Source organism: Mucilaginibacter sp. SMC90 (genome assembly GCF_022811725.1).
In the GTDB taxonomy this organism is placed as follows: domain Bacteria; phylum Bacteroidota; class Bacteroidia; order Sphingobacteriales; family Sphingobacteriaceae; genus Mucilaginibacter.
Genome location: NZ_CP094527.1, coordinates 6,174,433 through 6,198,874, shown reverse-complemented (window position 1 = coordinate 6,198,874; position 24,442 = coordinate 6,174,433). Strand labels below are relative to the sequence as shown.

Sequence of the window (24,442 nt, the reverse complement as noted above, 5' to 3'; positions counted from 1 at the left end):
AACGTTGCAGTTGGTCACCTATACCTGTGGCCAACTGCTCATTACCGTTCTATGGTTTACTCATCAATGGTCAGGGACCGATCCGGTTAATGCTACGGGTAAGCCGGTCAACAGGTTGTCCATCCCGCTTGCGCGGAAAACAGATTATTTCATTTCTCCAACTTTAAATGCCGCCCACATGGAACTGCATCAGCGATTAAACATCCATACGCTTCTTTTATTGGATTCTCTTGGAAAAATAAAGGGATATATTAACGACAAAGATGAAGTGTATGTCAGGGACGATCATTTGTTGCTGTTATCCGACTTACTTAAAGCGCATAACCTGAAATCCGATCAGATCATTTATCAGCATGCTAACTGGAATGTAGTGACCATCAGGAAATGAAAAAGCACCATCAGGACTGATGTTATTTAATGGACTGGAGAAGCTAACAAACTATTGTATAAATAATTAGAGAAAGATGATGATTAACGTAACAAAGCTCTTTGACTTAAAGGGTAAGACAGCTCTTGTTACCGACGGCGACAAGGGAATTGGTTACTGCATAGCATTGGGTCTGGCGGAGGCGGGTGCCGATATTATGGTGGTATCCGCGTCAGTGGAACCGTTAGGGGGGCAGATCGGACAAGCGGTACAAGCTCTGGGCCGCAATTTTAAAGCTCACCAGGTTGATCTTCATGACCGTAATAAGCTTTACCGTTTTATTATGGACCTGACGGTGCGAAAAAAATGCAGGATCGATATCCTTATCAATCATTCCGGAATGATCAACAAGAAACCTTTAGCCCGGCATCCTGACGAATATTGGGACCGTGTAATGAAGTTCAATTTGGATACGCCCTTTATCCTGGCGAGGGAGCTTGGTAAACGAATGGCCGAACATGGTTCCGGCAAGATCATTTTTACCAGCCCTTCAGCTGGTTTCAGGGGAAACCTGAATGGTCCAGGACAGGCTGCCAGCAGGGGTGCCTTGGTCAACATGATCAGGGACCTTGCGCATGAGTGGTCCGGCCAGGGTATCAATGTGAACGGTATTTTCCCGGGCTACATCCTGGGAGATCGAACCAAGGCCTCGCTAAACGAAGCTGAAAAAAATAACAGCCTGTTGGAACTTATTCCTGCGGGACGTTGGGGGGATCCAGATGATTTTAAGGGCCCTGCAGTGTTCCTGTCTTCCGCCGCCGCTGATTATGTTAATGGCACTATATTAGCCGTTGACGGTGGCTGGCTGGGTCGTTAGTATGGCTATGAGCTTTATCAAACAATGCTGAGGGGTAAAGTGCAAACAGACTTTCGATGACCGAAAATGGGCTGTTTATGGGATTGGATCGATGTTCTGTTGGAGATTACACAATGGCTGATCAATAAAGCATTTTACAATGATTAAATTATTTATCGTAGGTATCCAAGGGCTATGGATGAAGCTGAGTTGCTGGAGCTCTGCAGTACTTATGGCATGATAGACATGGTTAAGATCATCACTGATTAAGAAACAGGCAAAGGCTATGGTTTTCTGCACATGAATGATCAAGAAAGCGCAGGGTGACTGATTGCCGCCATGAATGGCGGAATGATTGATGACCGCGAGATCACGGTAAGATTTGCAACGGATAATACCGGCAACCGGCCGGAAAGATTGCCTGCTTTCGCCAATCCCCGGGAGCACCCATTACCTCCTATTGATCGGCCGGGAAATGTAAGAAAAAAGCGTCCACGGAAGTAAAAGGGGCGATCCCGAAACCCGAGAGCCGATAGATAAATGAATTTCAGTTCCAGGAATGAATGCCATAAATGACAAAAGCTCCCTGATGCAGGAAGCTTTTGTCATTGTTAATTATAGAACCAAACCTTACCAGCCAGCGTTCTGCGTAATTTTAGGATTGCTGTTCAGCTCACTTTGCGGAATGGGATAATGATCGTGTTTGCCGGGAACAAAAAATTGTTTGCCTACTTTATCGCTGTTAGTAATTTCCTGTTGAAGCAGGCCCCAGCGTTTTAAGTCATAAAACCGCTGATTTTCCCTTGCGAATTCAATCATTCGCTGGTGACGTATTTCGGCCATCATTTGATCTGGTGTCAGGCCCTGCTGCAAAGGGGGCAGCTGCGCCCGGGTGCGTATCTGCTGAACAAAGGGGTACGCCGCCGAAACATTGCCTTGCATGGTTATCGCTTCAGCAATCATGAGCAATACATCTGAATAGCGCAATGCCCGTTCATTATTGCTGGATGTGTAGTCGGACGCGCCGCTTGAGCCCGCGATTTCATTGGTCTGATTGTAGTTCTGGTATTTCTTTAGTAAAGATTTATAGCCAAATACCAAAGCATAACTACTAAAGGGTTTATTATAGAAAGTAGCGCCCGGATAATTCCAAACCAACGTGGCATACATTCTGGGGTCAAAGTCATTCCCCATCGTTCTTTCTTTCTGAAATTCATTAAACAATTTGTCATCCGGACTGATTTCAAACCATCCTCCCACTTCTGAAGGCGCAAATTCCTGAGCGGTCGTAACCCCCAGTGCCTGACCGGCATTCTCGCCGGACCATGGGTTTGTTCCTCCGACATCACCTAATTGTATCTCAAATACAGATTCCTGGTTGTTTTCTTTTGTTGCGATGAAGTTGTCACCGAAGTTCGGCATTAACTGATAAGAAAACGGCGTTGCGGTCAATTGTTTTAACGTCGTTTCGGCAGCACTCCAGTCTTTGGTATACAGATCGGCCTTTCCAAGATATGCCAGAGCTGCGCCTTCCGTAGCGCGTCCCACCCATTGGGCATCATATGAAACGGGGAGGTCAGCTGCAGCATCTGTAAAGTCTTGTTTAACCTGTTTCCATACATCAGCCTCCGGTGATTTTGCGGTAAAATAATCATTGGTAGTTTGCGGAACGGAGAGGCGTATAGGCACATCCCCGAAATTGATCACCAGAATGAAGTAATTGATTCCTCGGAGAAATTTTGCTTCCGCAATATATCGTTTTTGCAGGTCGGCGCTAATCGGAACTTTGCTGATATTCTGTAATATCTGATTAGCCCTCATGATAGCCTGATAGGAAATGTTCCACAAGGTGCTTGCTGTTGCGTTGTCAGTTGTATTTGTAAACGTTGATAACTGATACAAATCCTGAACGTCGTTCCGTATAACAAAATCATCACCTCTTCCGTTGGCCTGCTCAACACCTCTTACCCCGTAAAAACCGCCGTTTACATCGCGTAAAAGACCATAAGTGGCGGCCAGGGAACTGATGACGTCATTCTCTGTTTTCCAGTAAGTAGCAGATGTGATCTGGTTTGGATTTTCTAGTTCCAATGTGCTTTTCTTGCAGCTAACTATCAGCATTGCTGCACTTAGCATTATATATAGTTTTTTCATGATTTATATCAATAAAATGCCGGAATTGTGTTTTATAACGTTAATTGAAGGCCAAGTGAAAAAGTTCTTGCTAAAGGATAGGCGGAGAATCCATAATCTACACCACGGTCTAAAATACTGCCGGTTCGTCCGATATCTGGATTCAAACCTGTATAATTCGTGTGGGTAAATATATTATCAGCACTGAAATAAGCTCTTAATGAACTAACGTTTATTCTTTTCATAAAGGGTGATGAAAATTTATAGCCAACCTGTAATGTTTTCATCCTCAGATACGAGCCGCTTTCTAAAAAGCGGGAGGATGTTCTGTCATTAAAATTGGGGTCGTTAATTACTGCACGGGGGATAGTCGAGTGATTTGCTGGCGTCCACGCGTTTAGTGTCGCAGCGGAGTAATTAAACTCTAAACTCATACTTTCAAGATCCTGACGTAAGCCATTATAAATTTTGTTACCATATACCCCCTGGAAGAACAGGTTAATGTCAAAGTCGCCATAAGAGGCATTTAAACCCAGACCATATTCGAGTTTTGGAAACGGGCTTCCCAGGTCGACTTTGTCCTGGTCATTAATCTGGCCGTCGCCATTGGCATCCAGGAATTTGATATCGCCAGGCGCGGCATTGGGTTGTATGAGTTTTCCGTTTTTGCTGTAATTGTTAACTTCGTCCTGCGAGTTAAATATGCCGATGGCTTTAACCAAGTAAAAGTCGCTGATCGGATGACCTGCCTGTGTCACTGTGGTGGAAGCGCCGTGCAGCGTGGGATTCCCCCCAAATATTTGCTGGGAACCTGTTCCGAGTGCGATGACCTTATTTCGGATCGAACTTATTGTTCCAAAAATATTGTAATTGAACTTTCCGATGCGGTTAGAAAAATTAGCACCGACTTCAATACCCTGATTACGTAAAGTTCCTGCATTGACGACCGGATTCGAAACCGCGCCTGCTGAGCCGGGAATAGGGACATTTAACAGGACATCGCTGGTCGTTTTGATGAAATAATCAGCTGTTATCGTTAACCTGTTATCAAAGAATCCGGCATCAAGTCCAACGTTAGCCGTTTTCGTGTTTTCCCACTTGATATTCGGTGAGGCGAAAGCCGTCTGGATAGCGCCAAACCATTTATGCTGATCTGTACCCGTGACATAATTGATATTAGAAGCCACAGCGGCGCTGTATTGATAATCGCCAATCTCCTGGTTGCCAAGTATGCCATAGCTTGCACGAAGCTTTAAGCTATTGAAGGATTTCGAAAACAATGATCTAAGGTAACTTTCATTTGATAAATTCCAACCCAGGGCAATGGAAGGAAAATTGCCGTAACGGTTGTTTGATCCAAACCTCGATGATCCATCACGGCGGAAACTCGCGGTAAGGACGTAACGGTTATCATAGGAATAAATAGCCCGGGCGAGCACGGATACCAGCCTGCTGTCTGTACTGTTGCCGCTATTTGATGAGGTCCCGGCTCCGGCATCAAGATTGATTATCCCGTCAGGTAAATCAGTTCTTGCGGCTTGTAAATACGTATAAGTATTTTTTTGATAGGTATAACCCGCCAGCGCCTGTAACGAGCTTTTACCAAATTGCCGGTTATAATTCAATGTGTTCTCCAGGAGCAGTAAATTAGTCTGGTCCCTGCTTTGGCTAAGATCATTTGTGGGGTGGGTGAATAAAGTGCCCACCGTATATCGCATGGCATAGTCCTGGTAATTACTGCGGTTATCGGTATACCCTATATTGAGCTTGTAAGTCAGGCCCGGCAACAAGGTAAGTTCGCCATAGACATCAGTAAGAATACTTGTTTGTTTGCGATTGATGTCTTCCAGGTTTAATTGGGCAACAGGATTTGCAACGTTCACTACCGGCCCGTACGCCCCACCGTATCCACCGACAGCAGTAGGATCATAGATGCTGAACGCGGGTATCATTACAGCTGCCGCTCCTACCGGATTTCCACCCTGGCCGCCCCAGCCCCCGGGCATCAGATCACGGGATTCCTGTGATAAAAGTACCGTTTCCCCAACTTTTAAAATACCCTTGGTCGTTTCTGACTTTATACGTAGGTTGTAACGGTTATAGTCTGTTTTCTTTACAATACCCTGTTGGTCCATGTAGCTGCCTGATACGCTATATTTGGTTGATTCATTGCCGCCGCCGATTAACATTTCATATTGCTGGACGGGTGCAGTACGATAAATAGCGTTCTGCCAATCTGTACCGGCACCCAGTGAAGAGGGATTCTTTGCTATGTCAAGACTGGGCAGTCCAGCCGCAACATGTGCGGCATTGCTGACATTCGCCCATTGCTCCGCATTTAAAACATCTACCTGATGCTCAATTTTCTGCGCTCCCACGTTTGCGTTGAACTGGATTACCGGCTTTCCTGACTTTCCTGACTTGGTGGTGACGATAACAACCCCATTCGCAGCCCTGGAGCCATAAATAGCAGCAGCAGATGCATCTTTCAGGACGTCGAAGGAATCAATATCTGTAGCAGAAAGGTTGTTTATATTGGCAACCTGTACACCATCGACGATATACAAAGGATTTGCATTTCCCAGTGTACCGACACCTCTTATTAAAATCCTTGTTCCTGCACCAGGGTCGCCACCTGCCGATTCGATGCTTACACCGGGAAGTTTCCCTTGTAAGGACCTTGTAAGGTCACTAACGCCCTGTGTTTTGATGTCAGACCCTTTGATAGTTGCTACAGCGCCGGTTAAGTCTTTTCTTTTTACAGTACCATAACCTATCACCACAACTTCATTTAAAGACCTGGAGTCTGTCGCCAGGTGAAAGTCAATGACGGTTCGTCTATTAACGGGTTCATCCGTGGTTACAAAGCCGAGGTAGGAGCATTCCAGTGTTGCATTTGGACTGACGCCCTTTAAACTATAATTTCCATGAGCATCGGAAGCTGTACCGGCGCCCGAACCCTTGATTTTTACGACGACACCAGGTAAGGGGATACCGTCATCTTTTCCCGTGATCTTTCCGGTGACATTTATTGTCTCCTGGGCATGAGCTGCTAAACTCGTCATGGAACTTAATACTAACAATAGAATAAAAAGCTTATTCTTCGCTTTTGAAATGAAATTGTCCATAATTGTAAAATTGGTTTTCTAAAACAGGTAAGGCATTAACTGTAATCGATATATAAATATAATTGGGGAGGCTAAATAAGTTAAAATAATAGTTACAATCAGGGGGTGAAACAGTAAAATTAAGGGGGCTATTATGTATAATCATATAAGAAAGGTTAAAATCCTTAATCAAAGCTTAATTTAAAAAAGGTTGAACCTTATAAATCGTTTCGGGATCAATTCGGAGAGGAATATGAATTCAATATTACATCTGATATTATTTCTTTGGCTGCGAAGCCTCTTCGGCACGTGGCACATACATCATTGTCTTTTTTTAATACGGATGGCCGGGTGTTGGAATTTGTTTAATGGGGCTCGGAAATTACTCGGTGAGTATTAATGGCCGGAAGAATTCATTAAGGGCAATCTGCCCTCGGCTCGGGCTGCAAGCGGGCAGGTAATTCAATATTGCTTTTCGGGAGACATTTTCATGCTCCTTTATACGTGATTATACCGGGCCAGAGATCTGTGGTAGTGAACCAGCCTTACCGGAATATCAGAGCTCAACCGATAACTTTGCTGTCCCGATTTTACTCTTGCGTTCGGTGATGCCGGTTAATCGATTCGGGAAGTAAAAAATTGCCTGGGTTGATTACCACCACTTGAGCGGAAAAGTGATCTTGTCGACTGAGCCGGTAACCACATCCGGCTTAAATGCAAAATGGGTTAGGTGATCCTTATTTGCGATGCCGGATAATACCAGTATCGTTTTATAGCCTATTTGTACGCCCCCTTGTATGTCTGTTTCCATGGTATCATCAACAACGGTTGTATCAGCGGTTTCCAACCCCAAAAATTTACGGGCAGACCGCATCATCACCGGGCTTGGCTTGCCGGTTACAAAGGCTTTTCTCCCCGTAGCTTCTTCGATCATCGCGGTGGTCGCAGCTATTCCCAAATTGTTCCAGCCCGGCTTTTTTGGTGAAGGATCCCTGTTGGTCGTGATGAATTTAGCACCGGCAAGTTTCATGTCAACCGCTTTTTGTACCATTTCCAGGGTAAAATTCCTGCCCTCACCCAATACCACATATTCAGGATCAGAATCAACTAGTATTATCCCATTTTCATGCAGGCTGGTTAATAGCCCCCCCTCGCCTAACACATAAGCTGTTCCGCCGGGGCTCTGATCGCCTAAAAACTTGCCTGTCGCCATAGCGCTGGTGAAGACGTGTTTGGTTTCGACAGTTATCCCAAGGCGTTTTAACTTGCGGACCACTTCCAGGCTGGTGCGCTGGCTGTTGTTGGTCATAAAGGCGAATGGGATAGCATTGTCCAGTAAATGCCTGATGAATTTATCGGCTCCGTAAATCAGTTCTTCGCCGCTATAAATAACGCCGTCCATTTCGATTAATAGTCCTTGTTTCATAGTGTGGTTGATCGTAGGTCGCTCTAAATTTAAGCAAAAGATTAAGTGATAATCCTGGCAATGTTTGACTGATGAATTTATTGCCTTTGCACTGAATTGTGAAAGTGTTGGTAATCTACTTGTGTTCAGGTTACTTTTAAGATTTTGTTAACTTTATTTCGACCAATGTTCGGACCGCAGAATGAATTATTCCTGATTATACCCCTTTAATATACCAAATTGGCCCTGACTTATATTTGAGAATAGTAGTTAATTTGAATGACTTTTCACAGTTGCCAACTGAGAACCATTTATCGCCATTGATCTAAATTACTCTATCAGCCCGTTGTAATCATGAAAAATCTATTTACAGGTTTTATAGCGCTGCTCATATTAATTATCATCTTTTTTCAAAGAAAAAGCGAAACATTGCCGCATGATCAATCTGTACGGGCGGCGGGTTCAGACATATCAAGAACTGCCAGATGCCTGATGTTAAGTGATAAATATCTTGATATCGATACCAACCTGATCTACCATTTATCAACAGCACCAGATACCGAGAAGATAAAAGTAAAAGCCGTCGTTTGGCGTTTTTTTAAGCATGTAACCATCAGGGACAGCATCTATGTGACTGATCTGACGTCTGGAAAGGAGATTAACATCTCAGAAAGTGATTATCATTTCCTGAGTAGAAATATGCTGGAGTTGAACCGCGGAATTATGGCATCAAGAGCCCGGGGGGAAGATATTGATCCGGCTGCAATAGGAAATCAATACCTAAGTTCTTTATCTGATTAGGCAACGTCGACTTAAGCAGCCCCAGCCGCTAAATTTTATATACCTTGGGAAAACTACTATCAAATTGCGCCTTTTGTTGGTATTACAGGGACAAAGCCTTGCGCGACAAATCCAGGAGCAGATCGCAGCTCACCTTGCAATTGCCAGAAACTGGGCTGGCACACTACGATTTTTTTAAAGCATGACCTGGAACTATGATGACCCTGCCGGCTTGAGATTCATACCGTGTCGCCCATTGGAATCAGCTACGTGTGGTTCATTCAAAAGGTAATCCGGCAAAAATCTTTGTAACCAATACGAAAACTGGTAATATCGAAAAAGGATTCGACCTTCAGGCAGCCGGTACGGCAAATGCATGCGGCCAGGTCAGGCATTCACGTCTTACTGCGTCTGGTATGCTTTGGTGGCGGAGATGGATTTAGGTAAAGTTGCTGAATATGATATAAACGGTTAACAATGCTGGCCTGTTTCATTTTCGAGTGTATGGTCTGCCGCATCAATGAGGAACGAGCTTATCCTGGTGATCGGTAATAAGGTGCAGGTGGTTTGCGAAATAACGGCAATAGCGATATGGCGGAAGTTTTCGGCGAGGGAACTGCCAGCTTATCAGTTTGTCCTGATCAACTATTGGATGGAAAGGTGACGGCACTACCCCAACGGCCATCGAGGTAATCCGGATTACAAATTTGTTTGGGCGCTTCGGTCATGGGATGCGCCGGCCTTGGGCCTGTTACGACTATTGGGGTTACCAGACGGGAAAGACGTGCCGGAGCGGGTTTATTTTGATAATTCAGGTAGTTGCGGTAACTGGCAAAACGCCATTTCAGGAAAATCGGAATTGCTTGTGATCACGCTTTTTACCGCGTTGCTGGATAAGGCGGCGATTTACGAATTTCTACCTTAATAAAACCTAATTTGACTCCCTTCAATTCACCTGATATTCCCGTAGTTTGCTTCATCATTAACCAATTGAAGAGATTGGCTTATAAATAAAGATCATTAATATACCTGTAAAATGACAGCTTCATCTGATGCGGCTGTGAAACAAATTAAACAAGACAATAATTGAAACTACATTTGCTATTTAAGTTATTACCGGTTTTCTTACTCCTGTTTGTAACCAGGGTTTTTGCCAAAAATACAGAGACCAGGTTGGCTTTGACCAACGAATCGCTGGTACTGAATAAATCCATTGACCTGCATTTAACCGATGGTGCGGCGCCGCTAAAGAACAGCACCGTAAATTTAACGTCAGAGGAAGCCTGGCTGTTTTTTGACAACATGAGGCCTTCCGCGGTTTTAGAGAAATATGCCGGGTCAATCCTGATCAACGGAAAACCGCTTCAGGCAGGTGCTGGCGGAAACGGTCGGATTGCTATTTACAAGCAGGGAGCCGTGGTTATCGCCCAGCCAGACAGCTATCAGCCGCTAGAGGCCTTTGCAGAAAAGAATTTCGGCGGACCGGGCGTAAAATATTCCGTATCAAATTACTATACCAATAAGCTAACAGCAGATATACCGGCTCATTTGATACTTCCACTGTCACAGGACAATAGCATCCGGTCGTTTAAACTCAAAAGGGGCTACATGGCTACCTTTGCAAACGAGGCTGACGGGATGGGGTACAGTCGCATATTTGTAGCCGACACTGCAGATATCACCCTATCGGCACTGCCCGCTGAATTGGATCAGAAAGTATCGTTCGTCCGGGTATTTCGCTGGCAGTGGCCATCAAAAAAGGGATGGTGCGGCGGCCGGGGAAGCGTGGTGGCCTCGAATGGTGTAAACGAGCAAGACAATGAGGTAAGGCTGACCCAGTCTACCTGGTTTTATTCCTGGGGAACCTCCGATCCGGTAAGTTTCGATTCCGAGTTTGTACCGATGAAATGGGGGTATGGCGGGTCAATGGCTGCTATCAATTCCCGAAAAGACGTTACGCATCTGCTGGGCTATAATGAACCCAACCGGCCGGATCAATCGAAGATGTCGGTTGATAATGCACTGGAGGAGTGGCCCCGTTTGATGAAAAGCGGCTTGCGCCTGGGCAGTCCCTCCGTATCTGACAACAGCAGGCTGGATGACTGGCTTTACAAGTTCATCGACGAATGCGATAAAAGAAATTACCGGGTTGACTATGTTGCGGTCCATGCTTATTGGGGTGCAGAACAAATGCCTTCAGCCGAGGACTGGTATCAAAAATTAAAGGAAATACATGTTAAGACGGGGCGTCCGTTATGGCTTACCGAATGGAATAACGGTGCTAACTGGACAAAAGAAGCATGGCCTTCAGGAAAGGCAGAGCAGCAGGCTAAGCAGCTGCGTGACCTGAGGAAAATTATCCAGGTGCTGGATACCGCTTCGTTTGTCGAACGTTATTCCATATATAATTGGGTTGAGGATAAAAGGGCAATGGTCCTGGACAGCATCAGTTTTAAGACGGTGGATGGAAAAAGTGTAAAAGACAAACTGCTAGCACAGGAACTCACTCCTGCAGGAAGTTTTTACAGGGATAATGCACCGGGTTTTGCCTTTAACCTGAAGAATGAAGTTGTTCCCCAATGGAACTTAAGCGAAATTCCGTTGCTCAGATACACGTTATCAAAGCGCAATGAGATCCGGCTGGAATGGGCCATGAAGAGCAGTTCGGAAATGGTCAACCGGTTTGCGATAGAGCGGTCTACGGACAATAAGGTATTTAAAGAGGTCGGTGCTGTTGAGCGTCCGACGCAGCAGGCTTACGCCGAACCGTTAATGGATGTCAACAAAATCCCTTCAGGCGCTGTTTATTACAGGGTTCGGGCTGTCGTTCCTGGTGGCAAAGCTGAATTGTTGTCCAACACCATATCTTACAGCTACCTGAAGAACCAAAAGAACCTGATCACAGCAGGAAATCTGATTGCACCTACAGACTGGTCACTGTTCGCCTTTGCCAATGCTTACGATACAGATCCGATAGTTATCACCGGTACACCGACCAACCGGAATAAGGCACCCCAGACTGCAAGAATACAGCATTTGGATAAAACATCGTTTGAATTCCGGTTCGATCCCTGGGAATACCTAAAAAATCCGGTCTTTATCAGTAAGGATACGATTGCTTATATCGGCTTCCCCGCTGTCGGAAGTTACAATCTGAAAGGGCTAACAGCACTTACCGGTAAAGCCGCCGCGATCGGCCATGATTGGGTCAAGATACAATTCAATGTTCCCTTCAGGGAGATACCGGTGGTTTTTGCCACCCAGGTCACCAATCACTGCGATTCGGCTACTGCTGTCAGGATCAGAAATGTAACTGCAAACGGTTTTGAGCTGCAATTGCAATATGAAGGCGCGGTTGTTCCTCCTGGTGTAAAGGAAGATGTTGTTTATCTTGCAGTAACTGCAGGAAAAGGCCTGATCAATGGTAAAAAGATACAGGTAGGACGAACAGAGGAACTTTCGGTCGGCGACTTTTTCGGCTCTGCGAAAATCGAATTTACCGATTCCTATAGGAGGCCTGCTTTTTTTGGCGCGATGCAGACAGAAAGTGACGGCGTTACCTCAGCACTAAGAATAAAAAACAGGGGCACAAACTTTACGGATGTTTTCAAGGAAAAGGAAATGTCCAGGGGCTCTAAAGCTTTATCTAAAGAAACAGTTGGCTGGATGGTATTGGAAACAGCCGATGTGCCAACCGGACCAGCGAAAAAATTAAAAACTAATTAATTATTATAAATTATTAAAATTCAACATGAGAAAGAGATTCTTAAAAACGCACGTTCTGGCATTTTTGGCATTTACACTTGCATCCGGAGGGGGCATTACCGCCCGTGCAGCTAGCCTGGAAATGGTGATGCAGCAGACAAAGGAGCCTGCCAAGGACGGAACTGCACCAGTTAACAAAAAAGAAGAAAGAAAGGAAGAAAGAAAAGGTGCAGATAATACTGAAGAGCGCGGCCGAACCTCACTGGTTATTAACGGGACCGATAAAACCGGAACTTTTATCGTTAACGGCCAGGACCTGCAGACGGACCTGCCTATTAAGGTTTCGGTAAGCGGCGGGTTTTCGGTTAGCCCTGCCACGATCCCGGCAAATGCAAAAAACGTGCTCGTGACTGTAACCCTCAACAGTTCAAAAAAACAAACCCTTGGAAAAGTGGTATTGCGCAGCGGGGATTTCCGGTCCTATGTGAACCTGAAAGGTTTTGGAACGCCGCTTACCCCAAAAGATATTTCTAAATCGCCGGTTTATGCAGGCGGTGACGCAGAAAAATTCAACAAAGCGGCAAATGACGGATTTAAACCGACCAGTAAAGGTTATACTGTGGAATTTAAGGTAAATACCGATGATGCAAGGAAAGAGTTTTTCCCTTATGTGGTTAATGATAAAGGTGTCGGTTTTAAAGCCTTTGTTAATTCATCAGGTACCGGGCTCTATAGTGCTGCCAATGATAAGGCATTTGTGAACCCTGCTACATCTGGAGAAGGCGGCCTGGGGAAATTCTATAATGATGATAAACGCTCACATACCTACCGCTATGCCGTAACGCCGGATAACAGGATATTTGTTTACCGTGACGGCTTGCCGATCGATACCGTGCGCGCAGTTGACTATGGCCCGCAACCCGATTTTACAACCGAAACAGGAGATCCGGTAGAGAACTTACTGAAAAATCCGGGATTTGAGGGTGACTATGACACCCGCGACGGAAAGATGGTAAAAGCGATAGAGGGATGGGACATTGCGATTGGCGACATTTATAATTCAGATCAAAGTATCAGGAAGCAGGAAATTACAAACCAGCAGGATGCCGATAATCATATCCTGAGCATGGAACGTTATAAATGGTCAGATGGCTGGGGCGCAGCTGAAATCAGCCAGGTCGTTAATGTCGCTCCAAATGAAACCTATACGCTTTCGGCGCTGGTAAGAGGTGGAGTCAAAAAAGAAGGCACTCTGCTGGGGAAGCTCAAAATTGAAGAGCTTCAGGATGGAGCCCTTGGGAAATCGGTGGAAATCAGCAGTGATAAATGGGAGACATATTCTTTGGATTATACTACATCGGCAGAATGTAAACAGATCCGCATAGTTTTCTATCTGGAACGCGATAAATGGGGGGCTAATATCACGCCGCTTGAGGCGGATAATGTAAAGCTGACCGGAAAGTCCAGAATATTTGCACCGAAGATCGGTTTTACCAACAAGTCTTCCAATATCAAGTATTTTACTTATGATCTGACAGGAGCTTATGCCCCGCTGGAGGAACCGAAAATAGCAATCTCAACAGGAATTAAATAACCGAACCCGGCCGGTATTTATAAATAACGAATCCGGAGTACTAACAAGCAAAAGGATGCCGTTGAAGCCGGCATCCTTCTCAAAAAAACATACGCATAACACATGAAATATTACTTATTACTATGCTTTTTGCTCTCATCCCTGTTCGCATTTTCCCAAGGGAAAATTGCTCCGGGAGTTGTATGGAACGACAAAAGCGGCGTTCCGATTAATGCGCATGGCGGATGTGTGCTTTTTGATAATGGCTTTTATTACTGGTTTGGCGAGGACAGGAAGGGAGAATTGTCAAACGGCGTCAGCTGTTACAAATCCAGGGACCTTTATAACTGGGTTCGGGTCGGCCTGGCATTAACAACGAGCGGAGAGTTAAAGGACGATAATAACGATATCGGCAAGGGGCGCACCTTGGAGCGCCCGAAGGTATTGTATAACAAAAACACCAAAAAATGGGTGATGTGGTCCCATTGGGAAACAGGTAAAGATTACGGCGCAGCCCGGGTATGTATTGCAACCAGTGATAAGATCGAGGGGCCTTACAAGCTGTATAAAACTTACCGCCCAAACAATCATGATTCCAGGGATCAGACAGTCTTTCAGGATATTGACGGAAAAGCGTATCAGTTCTGTTCTACTGACATGAATACCAATATCAACGTCGCCCTGCTGAGTGATGATTATCTGGAGCCTACTGCTACCGAAACGAAGATATTGAAAGGACAGCGTTACGAAGCCCCCAGTATTTTCAGGGTGGGAGACAGTTATTTCGGATTATTCTCCGGCACCACAGGCTGGGATCCCAATCCAGGAAGAAGCGCCTATGCCACCAGAATATTAGGTGACTGGACCGAAGGTTTTAATTTCGCGATAGACCCGCAGAAACAGCTATCCTACCAGTCGCAAAGTGCTTACGTATTTAAGGTAGAGGGAAAAGATAAAGCCTATGTTTACATAGGTGACCGCTGGAATCCTAAGGACGTAGGTGGATCCCTGCATGTATGGCTACCGATCAGCATGCGATCCGGTTACCCGACGGTCAAATGGTATGACAGCTGGGATCTAAGTGTATTTGACGATATGTACCGTTACAAAAGGGCAAAGGCGATTGTGCCTGGAAATGTATATGCCTTACTTGAAAAGCAATCGAACAGGCTGGTTTCCAAACCTGCAGATGGGTTCATTATCGGGGATGATGATGACGCCATCAATATGAACCTGACCTTCATCGCCACCAAAACGCCTGATGTATATCAGCTCAAAGATAGCAAGACCGGGAAATTTGTGGAGTCGCTCTTCGGCACACTCCGCCTGAGCGCGGAAAGCAATTCGGAAAGCCAGAACTGGCAATTCAATCTTCAGCCGGATGGTTACTATAAGATCAAAAATGTGAAAGACGGCAAATTTCTGTCTGTATCAGGAGCGAGTACATTTAAAGGTACCAATCTTTATCTGACCGAACTTTCGGACACTGCCCCTCAGGATTTTGGCGTATACTTTGATTCAAAGAACCGTCAATACGAAGAGGCGAATATTTTTAGCCCTGCTTATTCAGCAGATAACCAGAAGCTGATAGGGAAACAGCAGTAGTAATAATCGGGAACGGATCAGGGCAGTGCCTAGGGGAATTAACCGATGCGATTGTCTGGATTTGCAGACTGATCCGGGATGTTTCTTAAATAACGAACAAAGCCGACTCCTTTGTTCAAGGCGGACGGCAATATTAAATGACCCGGATGTGAATAAAGTCCCCAACGTTAAATGGCCGTTGCGCAACTGAGTCGAAGTTTTTAAATAATCCAATCGAACATGGTTTGATTGGATCGTTTTTTTTTGTATATAAGTATTTGATATTTAGTGCTTTGTTTTGTATGTTAAGAGCATGCAATGCAAAAAAGACTACCAGGAAAAACTCTGTACCCGGTTTCAGCTTTCAGCCTATGTTCCGGCTGATAACTTCTACAGAAAATAGGTAAGGGCTTGATCTTTATTTATCATATGCAATCCTCGTTGATATAGTTGCAAGAACGGATCCAGACCCAACCTCAAAGGTTTTAGCTGTCATCCTCGCTTAGCGTAGCGCGACTGCATGGGTTTACAAAATTACTGTCCTAACGGTTTGGGTATATGCGCAAATTGGGTTGCTGGAACGTTCCCCGCATGTGCCAAGGTTACTTTAAGAACAATGAATAAAAAAAAAGATTTTATTAATTTACTAATAGTTCTATTCCTAATATTGCTGGTGACAGAAGCTTTTATTTTACCTAATGCAAAGGCAAAATTATCGCTTTTTTTAACGGCAGGTGCGTTATTGTTCTTATTACTTAAAGGAAGGATTTCGAATAGAATTTTAATCCCTGTGGGGATAATTTATGGTATAGTATCAACTGTGTTATTTGTGTTATTTGTTTTTTAAGCACAAGAAATCAAAGCTTCTCATTTCACATAGATAACCTTATTGTGTCTGATGTGCAGTCAAATAGTGCTTTTTATACTTTACGCATTACTTGTTCCTGTATCTGGCGGAGCTTTCACTAAAGCTATCATGGAAGTTTGGATATCTGAACCACTTGTCTCTAAAGTAGCGGCAACTTTGGTGGGTTTATTTGAGGCGTTTCGGAACACTTGCTAGACTTTATCCTAAAGTGCTAATAATATCGTTTGTATCGGCGCTCTCTAGTCCGTAACTCCTTTTTTAGATCCACCGTAAATATGAAAAAGCTGACACTGATGGATTATATTAGTATAACTGTTTAACGCCCAATGGCAAATAACATACTCGGGAGAATTGATATATCGCTTCCTTTCTTTATTTAGGAATCAATAGAAGAATCAAATTTATAGGCGGCTTCTCAATCGGAATAAATACTCCATTCTGGTATTAAGCATTACTAATAGTGGATAGTTCAAGGACAATACCGCCGGGAAATGCAATAGGAGAGATTAGCAAATATCATTTATCCTTTGAAATCTATTTTCAAGGCGGGCTCGAGCTTATCTGAAAGTACAAATTGCGATTAACACCCTCAGGGGCAAATAGCTGATAGCTCGATTACGCCAATTTAATCGCCAAATTCGCGACACAATCCTGATTATACCCTCAAAAAATATGGTTTAGCCCCTCATAAGTATAAATAAATAGTAGGTTATTTGATTTCACTTATAAACCTACCAGGCTCTGTCGTGAAGAGACTGATCTCCGATTAATCTAATATTATGAAAACAACACGATGCATACCCATTTGGGGCTTATTGCTGTTTAAATTATTAGTTCCGCTTCAAATCAATAGCACTTAATTTCCTTTATGCTTCAACTAAGTGAACTTCTATAATTTAATATGTGCTGTTCCCTCGTAAACAAATTATTAATGAACAAATCAAGGATATTTACGGAGGACCTTGTGGAATAGTCTATCCCGGTGCATCCCTATTTTAAATGAATATTTTATGCAGCTGTTATCAAACCTAAACTTCTTTGCAAATAAGCTAAAAAAAACATTTTTAATCGCTAATCTGCTATTGATATGCAGTTCCGCCTGCGCGCAGAATTATGAGCAGATCGATCACCGGATCGACTCGCTGGTACAATTAGGCCTACCAAAATTGGCATTAGCCGAAGTAGACCTGCTGGAACAACTTGCCCGTAAAAACCATAATGCTCCCCAGCAAATAAAATCTACACTATACCGGATGAACCTGCAATCATACCTTGAAGAGAATGCGCTAGTGGCTATAATCGACAGCCTCCGTAGCGATATAAGCCATGCAGTATATCCAGTAAAACCAGTGCTGCAATCCTTACTAGGCAGTATGTATTATACATATTACCAGCAAAACCGATGGCAATTTGGTCAGCGTACTAAACTTGAGCAGCCTTTGAGTGATTATACACAGTGGGACCTGCAGACCCTTATTGACGAAACCAGTCGCTTGTACCTGCAATCGCTGCAGGATACAAAACGCGAACAGGCTACGTCCATTAAGGTTTTAGACGGCGTACTGGAAGGCGATCCAAATGCCCGATATCTTCGACCAACCCTTTACGACCTTTTGGTGTACCGCGCCCTCGAATTTTTTCTTTCGGATGAACCTGCATTAACCAAGTCGGTCCAGGCATTTACCTTAGATGACAAGCGCTTTTTTGGCGATAGCCGCTCCTTCGGCGGCTTAACTATAAAAACAACTGATACCGCCTCGACTTATTATAACGGCGTCAGACTGCTGCAGCAGGCCTCGCTCTTCCACCTCCGGAAAGAAGGCGATGAAGCTTTGGCCGACCTTGACATTAAACGTTTGGAATTTCTATTTAACAAATCCTCATTTGCACGAAAAGATTCGTTGTACACCGGTTCGTTGAGACAAGTTGCCGCCGCCTACAGCGGCAAGCCCATCAGTGCGGATGCCTGGGTCGCTCTTGGCAGATACTACCAGCAAAAGGATAGCCTGCTTTCCGCTATGCAATATTTTCAAATAGCATCGAGCCGCTTCCCCGGAAGTTTAGGCGCGCACAACGCAGCGACCTTGATCAAACAAGTGCAACGCCGGGAACTATCTGCAGCTGTGGAGGATTTGAATATCCCGGGTAAACCCATACTGGCACTCATCAACTACCGCAACGTAAAGGCAGTCAGATATAGTATTTATCGCTTATCGCAACAACAATATACCGATTACAAAAATAGTTGGAGCGGTATGATAAGGCGCTACAGCAATAGCTATGATCACACTAAGCCCAGCCAGGAAGATTGGATAAACAACTTCGTAAAATTGAGCAAGCCTGTTCAACGGCAGCAATTGCAATTACCTGATCCGTATGATTTACGAATGCATCGTACGGAATTTGCCATCAGTGGGCTACCGTCGGGGCCCTATATTTTGTATATAGAAGATGGTCAATCTGCAGACACCTCACTTGTCAACTATGCGGATTTTCAGGTAAGTCGGCTGGCCTATACAGCGCGTATTAATCCTGATAGCCGCATGGAAATTAAGGTGATGGACAGAAAAACCGGCGAGCCTTTGAAGGGTGTTCATGTTAAAGTGAAAGGCTGGTCAAACACCGATAAATCAGCACACACAGAGAATGGCCTGACGGATAAAACCGGCGGCATAAGCGGAATAAATCTCGAGGGTAATAACGTCGCGTTTGAACTCCTGCTCAAGGATGACACCTTAACTACCGAACAGAATTATATTGTCGGATCTGTCGATGATGAAAAGCCCGAAGATAAGACCGTTCTGTTCACGGACAGGCAGATCTATAGACCCGGACAAATTATTTATTTCAAAGGGCTGGAATTGCAATTGCTCAAGGGAAGATCAGCCATCCAGGCAAATAAGCTTGTGGATATTGATTTTCGGGATCCGAACAACAAAACGCTGAGCACCTTAAATTTAAAGTCAAACGATTTTGGCACGTTCAGCGACTCATTTGTGGTTCCCCAAAACATCCTAAATGGGAATGTGAAGATCCGGACAGCCAGCGGCGAAGTAAATATAAGGGTTGAAGAATATAAGCGCCCGACTTTCAGGACCGAATTTTCGGCGGTAACCGAAAGCTACAAACTAAACGACTCTGTAAGGCTGAAGGGCAGCACAATGGCACTTTCAGGATATGGCTTATCGCGGGCGCGGGTCGCTTATCATATTACGCGTTACCCCGTTTACAGCTACAATTACCGCACTAATTCTTGTGTCAGAGAGATCATATCGGATACCGTTTATACTGATGAGCAAGGGCATTTCACCATCAGATTCAAAGCTTTTGCAGACCTGTCCGATAGCTATAACGTTGTTTACAACTACGCGCTCAACGCTGATATTACCGATGGGACGGGCGAAACTCAATCTGTCAACACAGCTGTGAAAGTTGGCAATAACAATATTGTCATCAACTCGGACGTCCCCGCCAGTATCCTTGCCGGGGACACTTCAGGCATATCCGCTACCCTCAGTAACCTAAATGGACAGCGGTCAGGCGGGAAGCTCCAGGTTCAGGTTTATGCCCTGCAAAACCCGCCGCATATATTTAAAAACAGGGTATGGTGGCGAAAACCCGACCTGTTCCTGATGGACAGGAACGCGTACCATGCCAATTTTCCATACTACGCTTTCGACCGTGATGACGATTGCACAACCTGGCGAAACCGGGACAAATTAAGCGATAGCACCTATACATTGGCTGATACCGGCTCTTTCTGCTTTTACCTGCAAGGCCTGCATAAACAACGGTCAGGAGTGTATAAATTGGTATTGAAGGCGAAAAATCAAAAAGGTGACACCGCCACTGTAATTTATTATTTTAACCTGGTTGGTGACACCGCCGTGCCATCCACTATGGACGGCTGGGTTGTCGCAACCGGCAACAAAGTCAAACCCGGCAGTAAAGCCGAATTCCTGGTTGGTATCAACGAACCTGTCCACGTTCTGATGGAGAAATACCGTGGCGTGCTAAAAGTGAGCTCGCAATGGTTACATATCGATAAAGGTCAGAAAGTAATTTCCGTCCCCATCGATTTAACCGATAATGATGTGAATGTGCAATTTATGATGGCCTTTCAAAACCGTGTTTACACCAGCTTTCAAAAAGTAAATATAGTGGGGCCAAATAAGCTGCTAAACATTAAAATGCTCACCTTCCGGGATAAATTGCAGCCCGGTGATAAAGAGCAATGGAAGTTGCAGATATCTACCCCCGGTAACGAAAAGCAAAGCGCCGAGATGGTTGCCGGCATGTACGATGAATCGTTGGATGATATTGCAGCTCCTGCCAGCTGGAGGAGTTTACTGGATCAGCCCCGTTCCTCTTACTACAATTATTTTGGATGGAACAACTATAATTTCGTAAAACAGGAAAACAGCCGGCCGCTAGTTTACCGCGACTATATTTACCAGTTGCAGCGATATAACTATGAAACGCTGAACCTGTTTGGTTACGGTTATTTTGGTGGCTATAACAACGCTTATCATAATTACCTGAGGAACCTTGAATTGCGGTCCGCCGCTGTGGAGCGTGATTCCGAATTAGAACATACTTATTACAGGAATGCTGCCCTGGTAAAGGACGGCGTTGATATAACTGGCGTCGTCGTCGACGATAGAGGATTTATGCTGCCCGGCGTGACTGTAAATATTGAGGGTGAGAATATCAGCACAGTTACAGACAGTAAAGGAGGGTTCAGGATCAGGGTGCCTGTAAATGGCATATTATCATTCAGCTACATTGGTTACAATTCCAAGAAATTACCCATCACCCGGGCCGGACATGTAAGCATAGTCATAGAAACCAACCTGTCATTGAGCGAAACTGTTGTAGTCGGCGATTGGGCTAAAGGGGAAAGGGCTGTTATGCGCTCAGTTTCAGGCGTGAGCTTCCGGGACTGGAATTCCTTGCCAACGCGGTCACTTGTGGAATTGTTGCAAGGCAAGGTTGCCGGCTCGCAGGTAGTGAACGGCCAATCCGGTATGAACGGCATAATGATCGGAGGGCTGGGTAATGTCACTGGTAGTACCAATGCGGGCAATGGAATGTTCTTTGTTGTCGACGGCGTAGTTACAAATACAGGACTAAGTAACATTGCCGCCTCAGACATCGTAAATATTGAGATTTTAAAGGGTGCGGATGCAACAGCAATCTATGGTGCACGAGCAGCAAATGGGGTTGCCGTCGTCACTACCAATAGCGGCAGGGCGAAGCTCACGGCTGGGCAGCCTATCGCTATACGAAAGAACTTTAACGAAACGGCGTTCTTTTATCCGCAGCTGCGTACAGATGATAAGGGCGAGATCCTCATTGATTTTACTATTCCTGAAGCCTTAACTAGGTGGAAGTTTCGCGCTTTCGCCCATACCCGGGATTTGAAAACCGGTTATATTGAAAAAGAGATGGTGACCCAAAAGCAATTGGGCATTGGTGCCAACACGCCCCGTTTTTTACGTGAGGGCGATACGGTGACCATTTCCGCAAGGTTGGCCAACCTGTCTGTCGCGCCGTTAAAATGCAAAGTTAACCTGCAACTGTTCAACGGGATCAATATGCAGCCGGTATCGTTGCTCGTCAATCCTGCCGAAGCACTGCAGGATGTAGAGGTGAACGCTTCAGGCAACAAGGCCGTATCATTCAAATTGGCTGTCCCTTCAGGATTGGTGGCTTTGACCTATAGACTTACAGCAAATGCTGCACAATTTAGCGATGGCGAAGAAAACACGTTACCTATACTATCTAATCGCATGCTGGTGACGGAATCAATGCCGATGATGGTGCGCCCTTCTCAAACCAGAACTTTCACTTTTGACAAGCTTTTAAAACCAAATAGCAATACGCTCGATAGTAAAACCCTCACACTGGAATACACGCAAAATCCGGCTTGGTATGCTGTGCAAGCCTTGCCTTATATGATGGAGTTTCCTTATGAATGTTCGGAACAAATGTTCAACCGGTACTTTGCCAATAGCCTGGGAATAAATCTGATTAACAAAATGCCGGCTATCAGACAAGTATTCGAGCAATGGAAGGCTTCCAAAAGCGCTGAACTGACGTCAAATCTTGAAAAAAATTCAGAACTCAAATCCACCCTGTTGGAAGAAACGCCCTGGTTACGTGATGCGGCTAATGAATCGGAGCAAAAAAAGCGTATTGCTTTACTATTTAACCTTAACAAAATGAATGACGAGCTCCAATTGAACCTTGACAAGTTGCAAAAGAGGCAAATGTCTGATGGCGGGTTCCCCTGGTTCGGGGGTGACCGCAGCGATGAGTATATTACCCGTTATATACTCGCTGGTATAGGTCAATTGTATCACCTGGGCATCATACAGACATCAAATAAGGCCCTGAAGGATATTACAGACAAAGCATTGATATACATGGATAATCAGCTGATGGCTGCCGCTGCACGTGCCAAAGTTCATAAGGAATACGAGGGCCGTCTTTTAGCAGCGGACGAAATACACAGCTATTATGTGGATAGCTATTTTACCGACAGATCGCGCAGCGATGAACTGAAGTCGCTTTTAGCCGGTTATCTTAAACTGGCCACCGTACAATGGAAGGCGAACGAGATCTACCAGCAGGCGCTGATAGCCCTGACCATGCAGCGCAATAATCATCCTGAGGTTGCCAAAGCCATCGTTAGTTGGCTTAACCAGACTGCCCAGCATAAGGAGGAAATGGGAATGTACTGGGGCAAAAATCAGTTAGGATACAATTGGTATCAGTCGCCTATTGAAACCCAAAGCCTGCTGATCGAACTCTTTACCGAAGTTGGGGGATATGACAAAGAGGTGGAAGAAATGAAGATATGGCTTCTTCGGAACAAGCAAACTCACGACTGGAAAACCACCAAAGCAACAGCTGCTGCCTGTTACGCGTTGCTGCTAAAAGGCGATAACTGGCTTGCAGATAAAGGTTTGGCAGACATCAAACTCGGCAATAAAAATCTTCAGGAATTAACAACCGCCATCAATGCTGATGATGGTACGGGCTATATCAAAACCAGTTGGGCAGATGATGCCGTTAAACCTGCTCTGGGCAATGTGGTTATTACCAATAACGGTAAAACCGTGAGTTGGGGCGCTTTACATTGGCAATATCTGGAAAACCTGGATAAGATCACGTCATCAAATACCGATATCCGCCTTCAACGAAAATACTTCCTTATAAAACAAACAAGCTCCGGTGAAGTGCTTATGGCATTGGATGATACCCATCAACCCAAAACCGGTGATCTGCTCAAAGTAGTGGTATACCTGAAATCCGGCCGCCAGTTTGAATATGTGCATCTTAAGGATATGCGCCCGGCGGGGACTGAACCTTTGGATGCCATATCTAGCTACCGGTATCAGGACGGCCTTTATTATTATCAGGTAACAAAGGATATAGCCACCAACTTTTTCATCAGTTACCTTGACAAAGGCAGCTATGTCTTTGAGTATCGCCTTCGGGTGGTTCAGCCGGGAAATTTTGCTACAGGGATAAGCACCATGGAATGTATGTATGCACCTGAGTTCAATGCACATTCAGAGGGTATAAGGATGTTGATAAAATAAATTTGTTTACCAAAAAATATCAACTTACGGGAAGAATGTTTCATCAACTGAACGATCAGAATAGCTTCCGCTGATCCGGGAGACAAAATGTACTTATTAAAGCCCCGGCAAGTAGCTTTCCGGGCTTTAATTGTTCTAAGATGATTCGGATTTATCCTGTATTAAATTAGAGCAGATCGACATAATTGGGCGATTTTTCTGACTTATGCTGTCACCATTACGATTTTGTATCCTTGAAAAGGGAAATTTGCCCCCTTTTGAAATAAAGTTGATTCCTGTTATTTGTACCGGATAAGCAGTTACAATAACTGAGTTCAACAAAATTCACTGTTTAAACTTATGCCGCTGAAAGAGATGCTTAAAGCTTAGTAAGAGCATAGAATAATGTAGAAGGAGCCTTCCACCCCATAGTAAATGGAAATTTTGCAGTTGCTAGTTTCCGGGTACAGCCGAC

General features: G+C 44.7%; 12 protein-coding genes. 9 read left to right on the top strand and 3 right to left on the bottom strand.

The window, feature by feature from the left end; translation table 11 throughout:
• The first annotated feature begins 4 nt into the window (after window positions 1–4).
• Together MTO98_RS25505 and MTO98_RS25500 are read left to right on the top strand one after the other, a co-directional pair.
• Window positions 5–388, top strand: a complete 384-nt coding sequence (locus MTO98_RS25505) for a hypothetical protein (RefSeq protein ID WP_243481803.1) — start codon at window positions 5–7, stop codon at window positions 386–388.
• Between the two features lie 76 nt (window positions 389–464).
• On the top strand, window positions 465–1,244 hold the full coding sequence (locus MTO98_RS25500; protein ID WP_371825382.1) for an SDR family oxidoreductase: 780 nt from the start codon (window positions 465–467) through the stop codon (window positions 1,242–1,244).
• 609 nt (window positions 1,245–1,853) lie between these two features.
• Here MTO98_RS25500 and MTO98_RS25495 read toward each other — a convergent pair.
• The 3 genes from MTO98_RS25495 to MTO98_RS25485 all read right to left on the bottom strand — a co-directional run bounded on the left by MTO98_RS25495 (window position 1,854) and on the right by MTO98_RS25485 (window position 7,889).
• A complete protein-coding gene (locus tag MTO98_RS25495) occupies window positions 1,854–3,377 on the bottom strand; it encodes a RagB/SusD family nutrient uptake outer membrane protein (protein WP_243481802.1) in 1,524 nt (507 codons plus the stop codon).
• 32 nt (window positions 3,378–3,409) lie between these two features.
• Window positions 3,410–6,484 (bottom strand): TonB-dependent receptor, encoded by a 3,075-nt coding sequence (locus MTO98_RS25490; RefSeq protein WP_243481801.1) that lies wholly within the window; start codon window positions 6,482–6,484, stop codon window positions 3,410–3,412.
• Window positions 6,485–7,115: 631 nt separating this feature from the next.
• Window positions 7,116–7,889 carry an HAD-IIA family hydrolase gene (locus MTO98_RS25485; RefSeq protein WP_243481800.1) on the bottom strand — a complete coding sequence of 258 codons (774 nt, stop codon included), beginning with the start codon at window positions 7,887–7,889 and terminating at the stop codon, window positions 7,116–7,118.
• Between the two features lie 333 nt (window positions 7,890–8,222).
• On the opposite strand from MTO98_RS25485, the gene MTO98_RS25480 reads away from it, so the two are divergent.
• The 7 genes from MTO98_RS25480 (at window position 8,223) to MTO98_RS25450 (ending at window position 23,988) form a co-directional block, all read left to right on the top strand.
• Window positions 8,223–8,669, top strand: a complete 447-nt coding sequence (locus MTO98_RS25480) for a hypothetical protein (protein WP_243481799.1) — start codon at window positions 8,223–8,225, stop codon at window positions 8,667–8,669.
• Window positions 8,670–9,168: 499 nt separating this feature from the next.
• Window positions 9,169–9,312: a hypothetical protein gene (locus MTO98_RS25475; RefSeq protein ID WP_243481798.1), complete on the top strand. Its 144-nt coding sequence runs from the start codon at window positions 9,169–9,171 to the stop codon at window positions 9,310–9,312.
• A 422-nt stretch (window positions 9,313–9,734) separates the two neighbouring features.
• On the top strand, window positions 9,735–12,374 hold the full coding sequence (locus tag MTO98_RS25470) for a glycosyl hydrolase (protein ID WP_243481797.1): 2,640 nt from the start codon (window positions 9,735–9,737) through the stop codon (window positions 12,372–12,374).
• Window positions 12,375–12,399: 25 nt separating this feature from the next.
• Complete coding sequence (locus MTO98_RS25465; protein ID WP_243481796.1) at window positions 12,400–13,947, top strand: carbohydrate binding domain-containing protein; 1,548 nt, start codon at window positions 12,400–12,402, stop codon at window positions 13,945–13,947.
• A gap of 102 nt (window positions 13,948–14,049) precedes the next feature.
• Complete coding sequence (locus MTO98_RS25460; RefSeq protein WP_243481795.1) at window positions 14,050–15,531, top strand: family 43 glycosylhydrolase; 1,482 nt, start codon at window positions 14,050–14,052, stop codon at window positions 15,529–15,531.
• A gap of 595 nt (window positions 15,532–16,126) precedes the next feature.
• Entirely contained in the window at window positions 16,127–16,357 is a 231-nt protein-coding gene (locus tag MTO98_RS25455; protein WP_243481794.1) for a hypothetical protein, read from the top strand.
• Between the two features lie 1,031 nt (window positions 16,358–17,388).
• Window positions 17,389–23,988: an alpha-2-macroglobulin family protein gene (locus tag MTO98_RS25450; RefSeq protein ID WP_243481793.1), complete on the top strand. Its 6,600-nt coding sequence runs from the start codon at window positions 17,389–17,391 to the stop codon at window positions 23,986–23,988.
• Window positions 23,989–24,442: the final 454 nt, after the last annotated feature.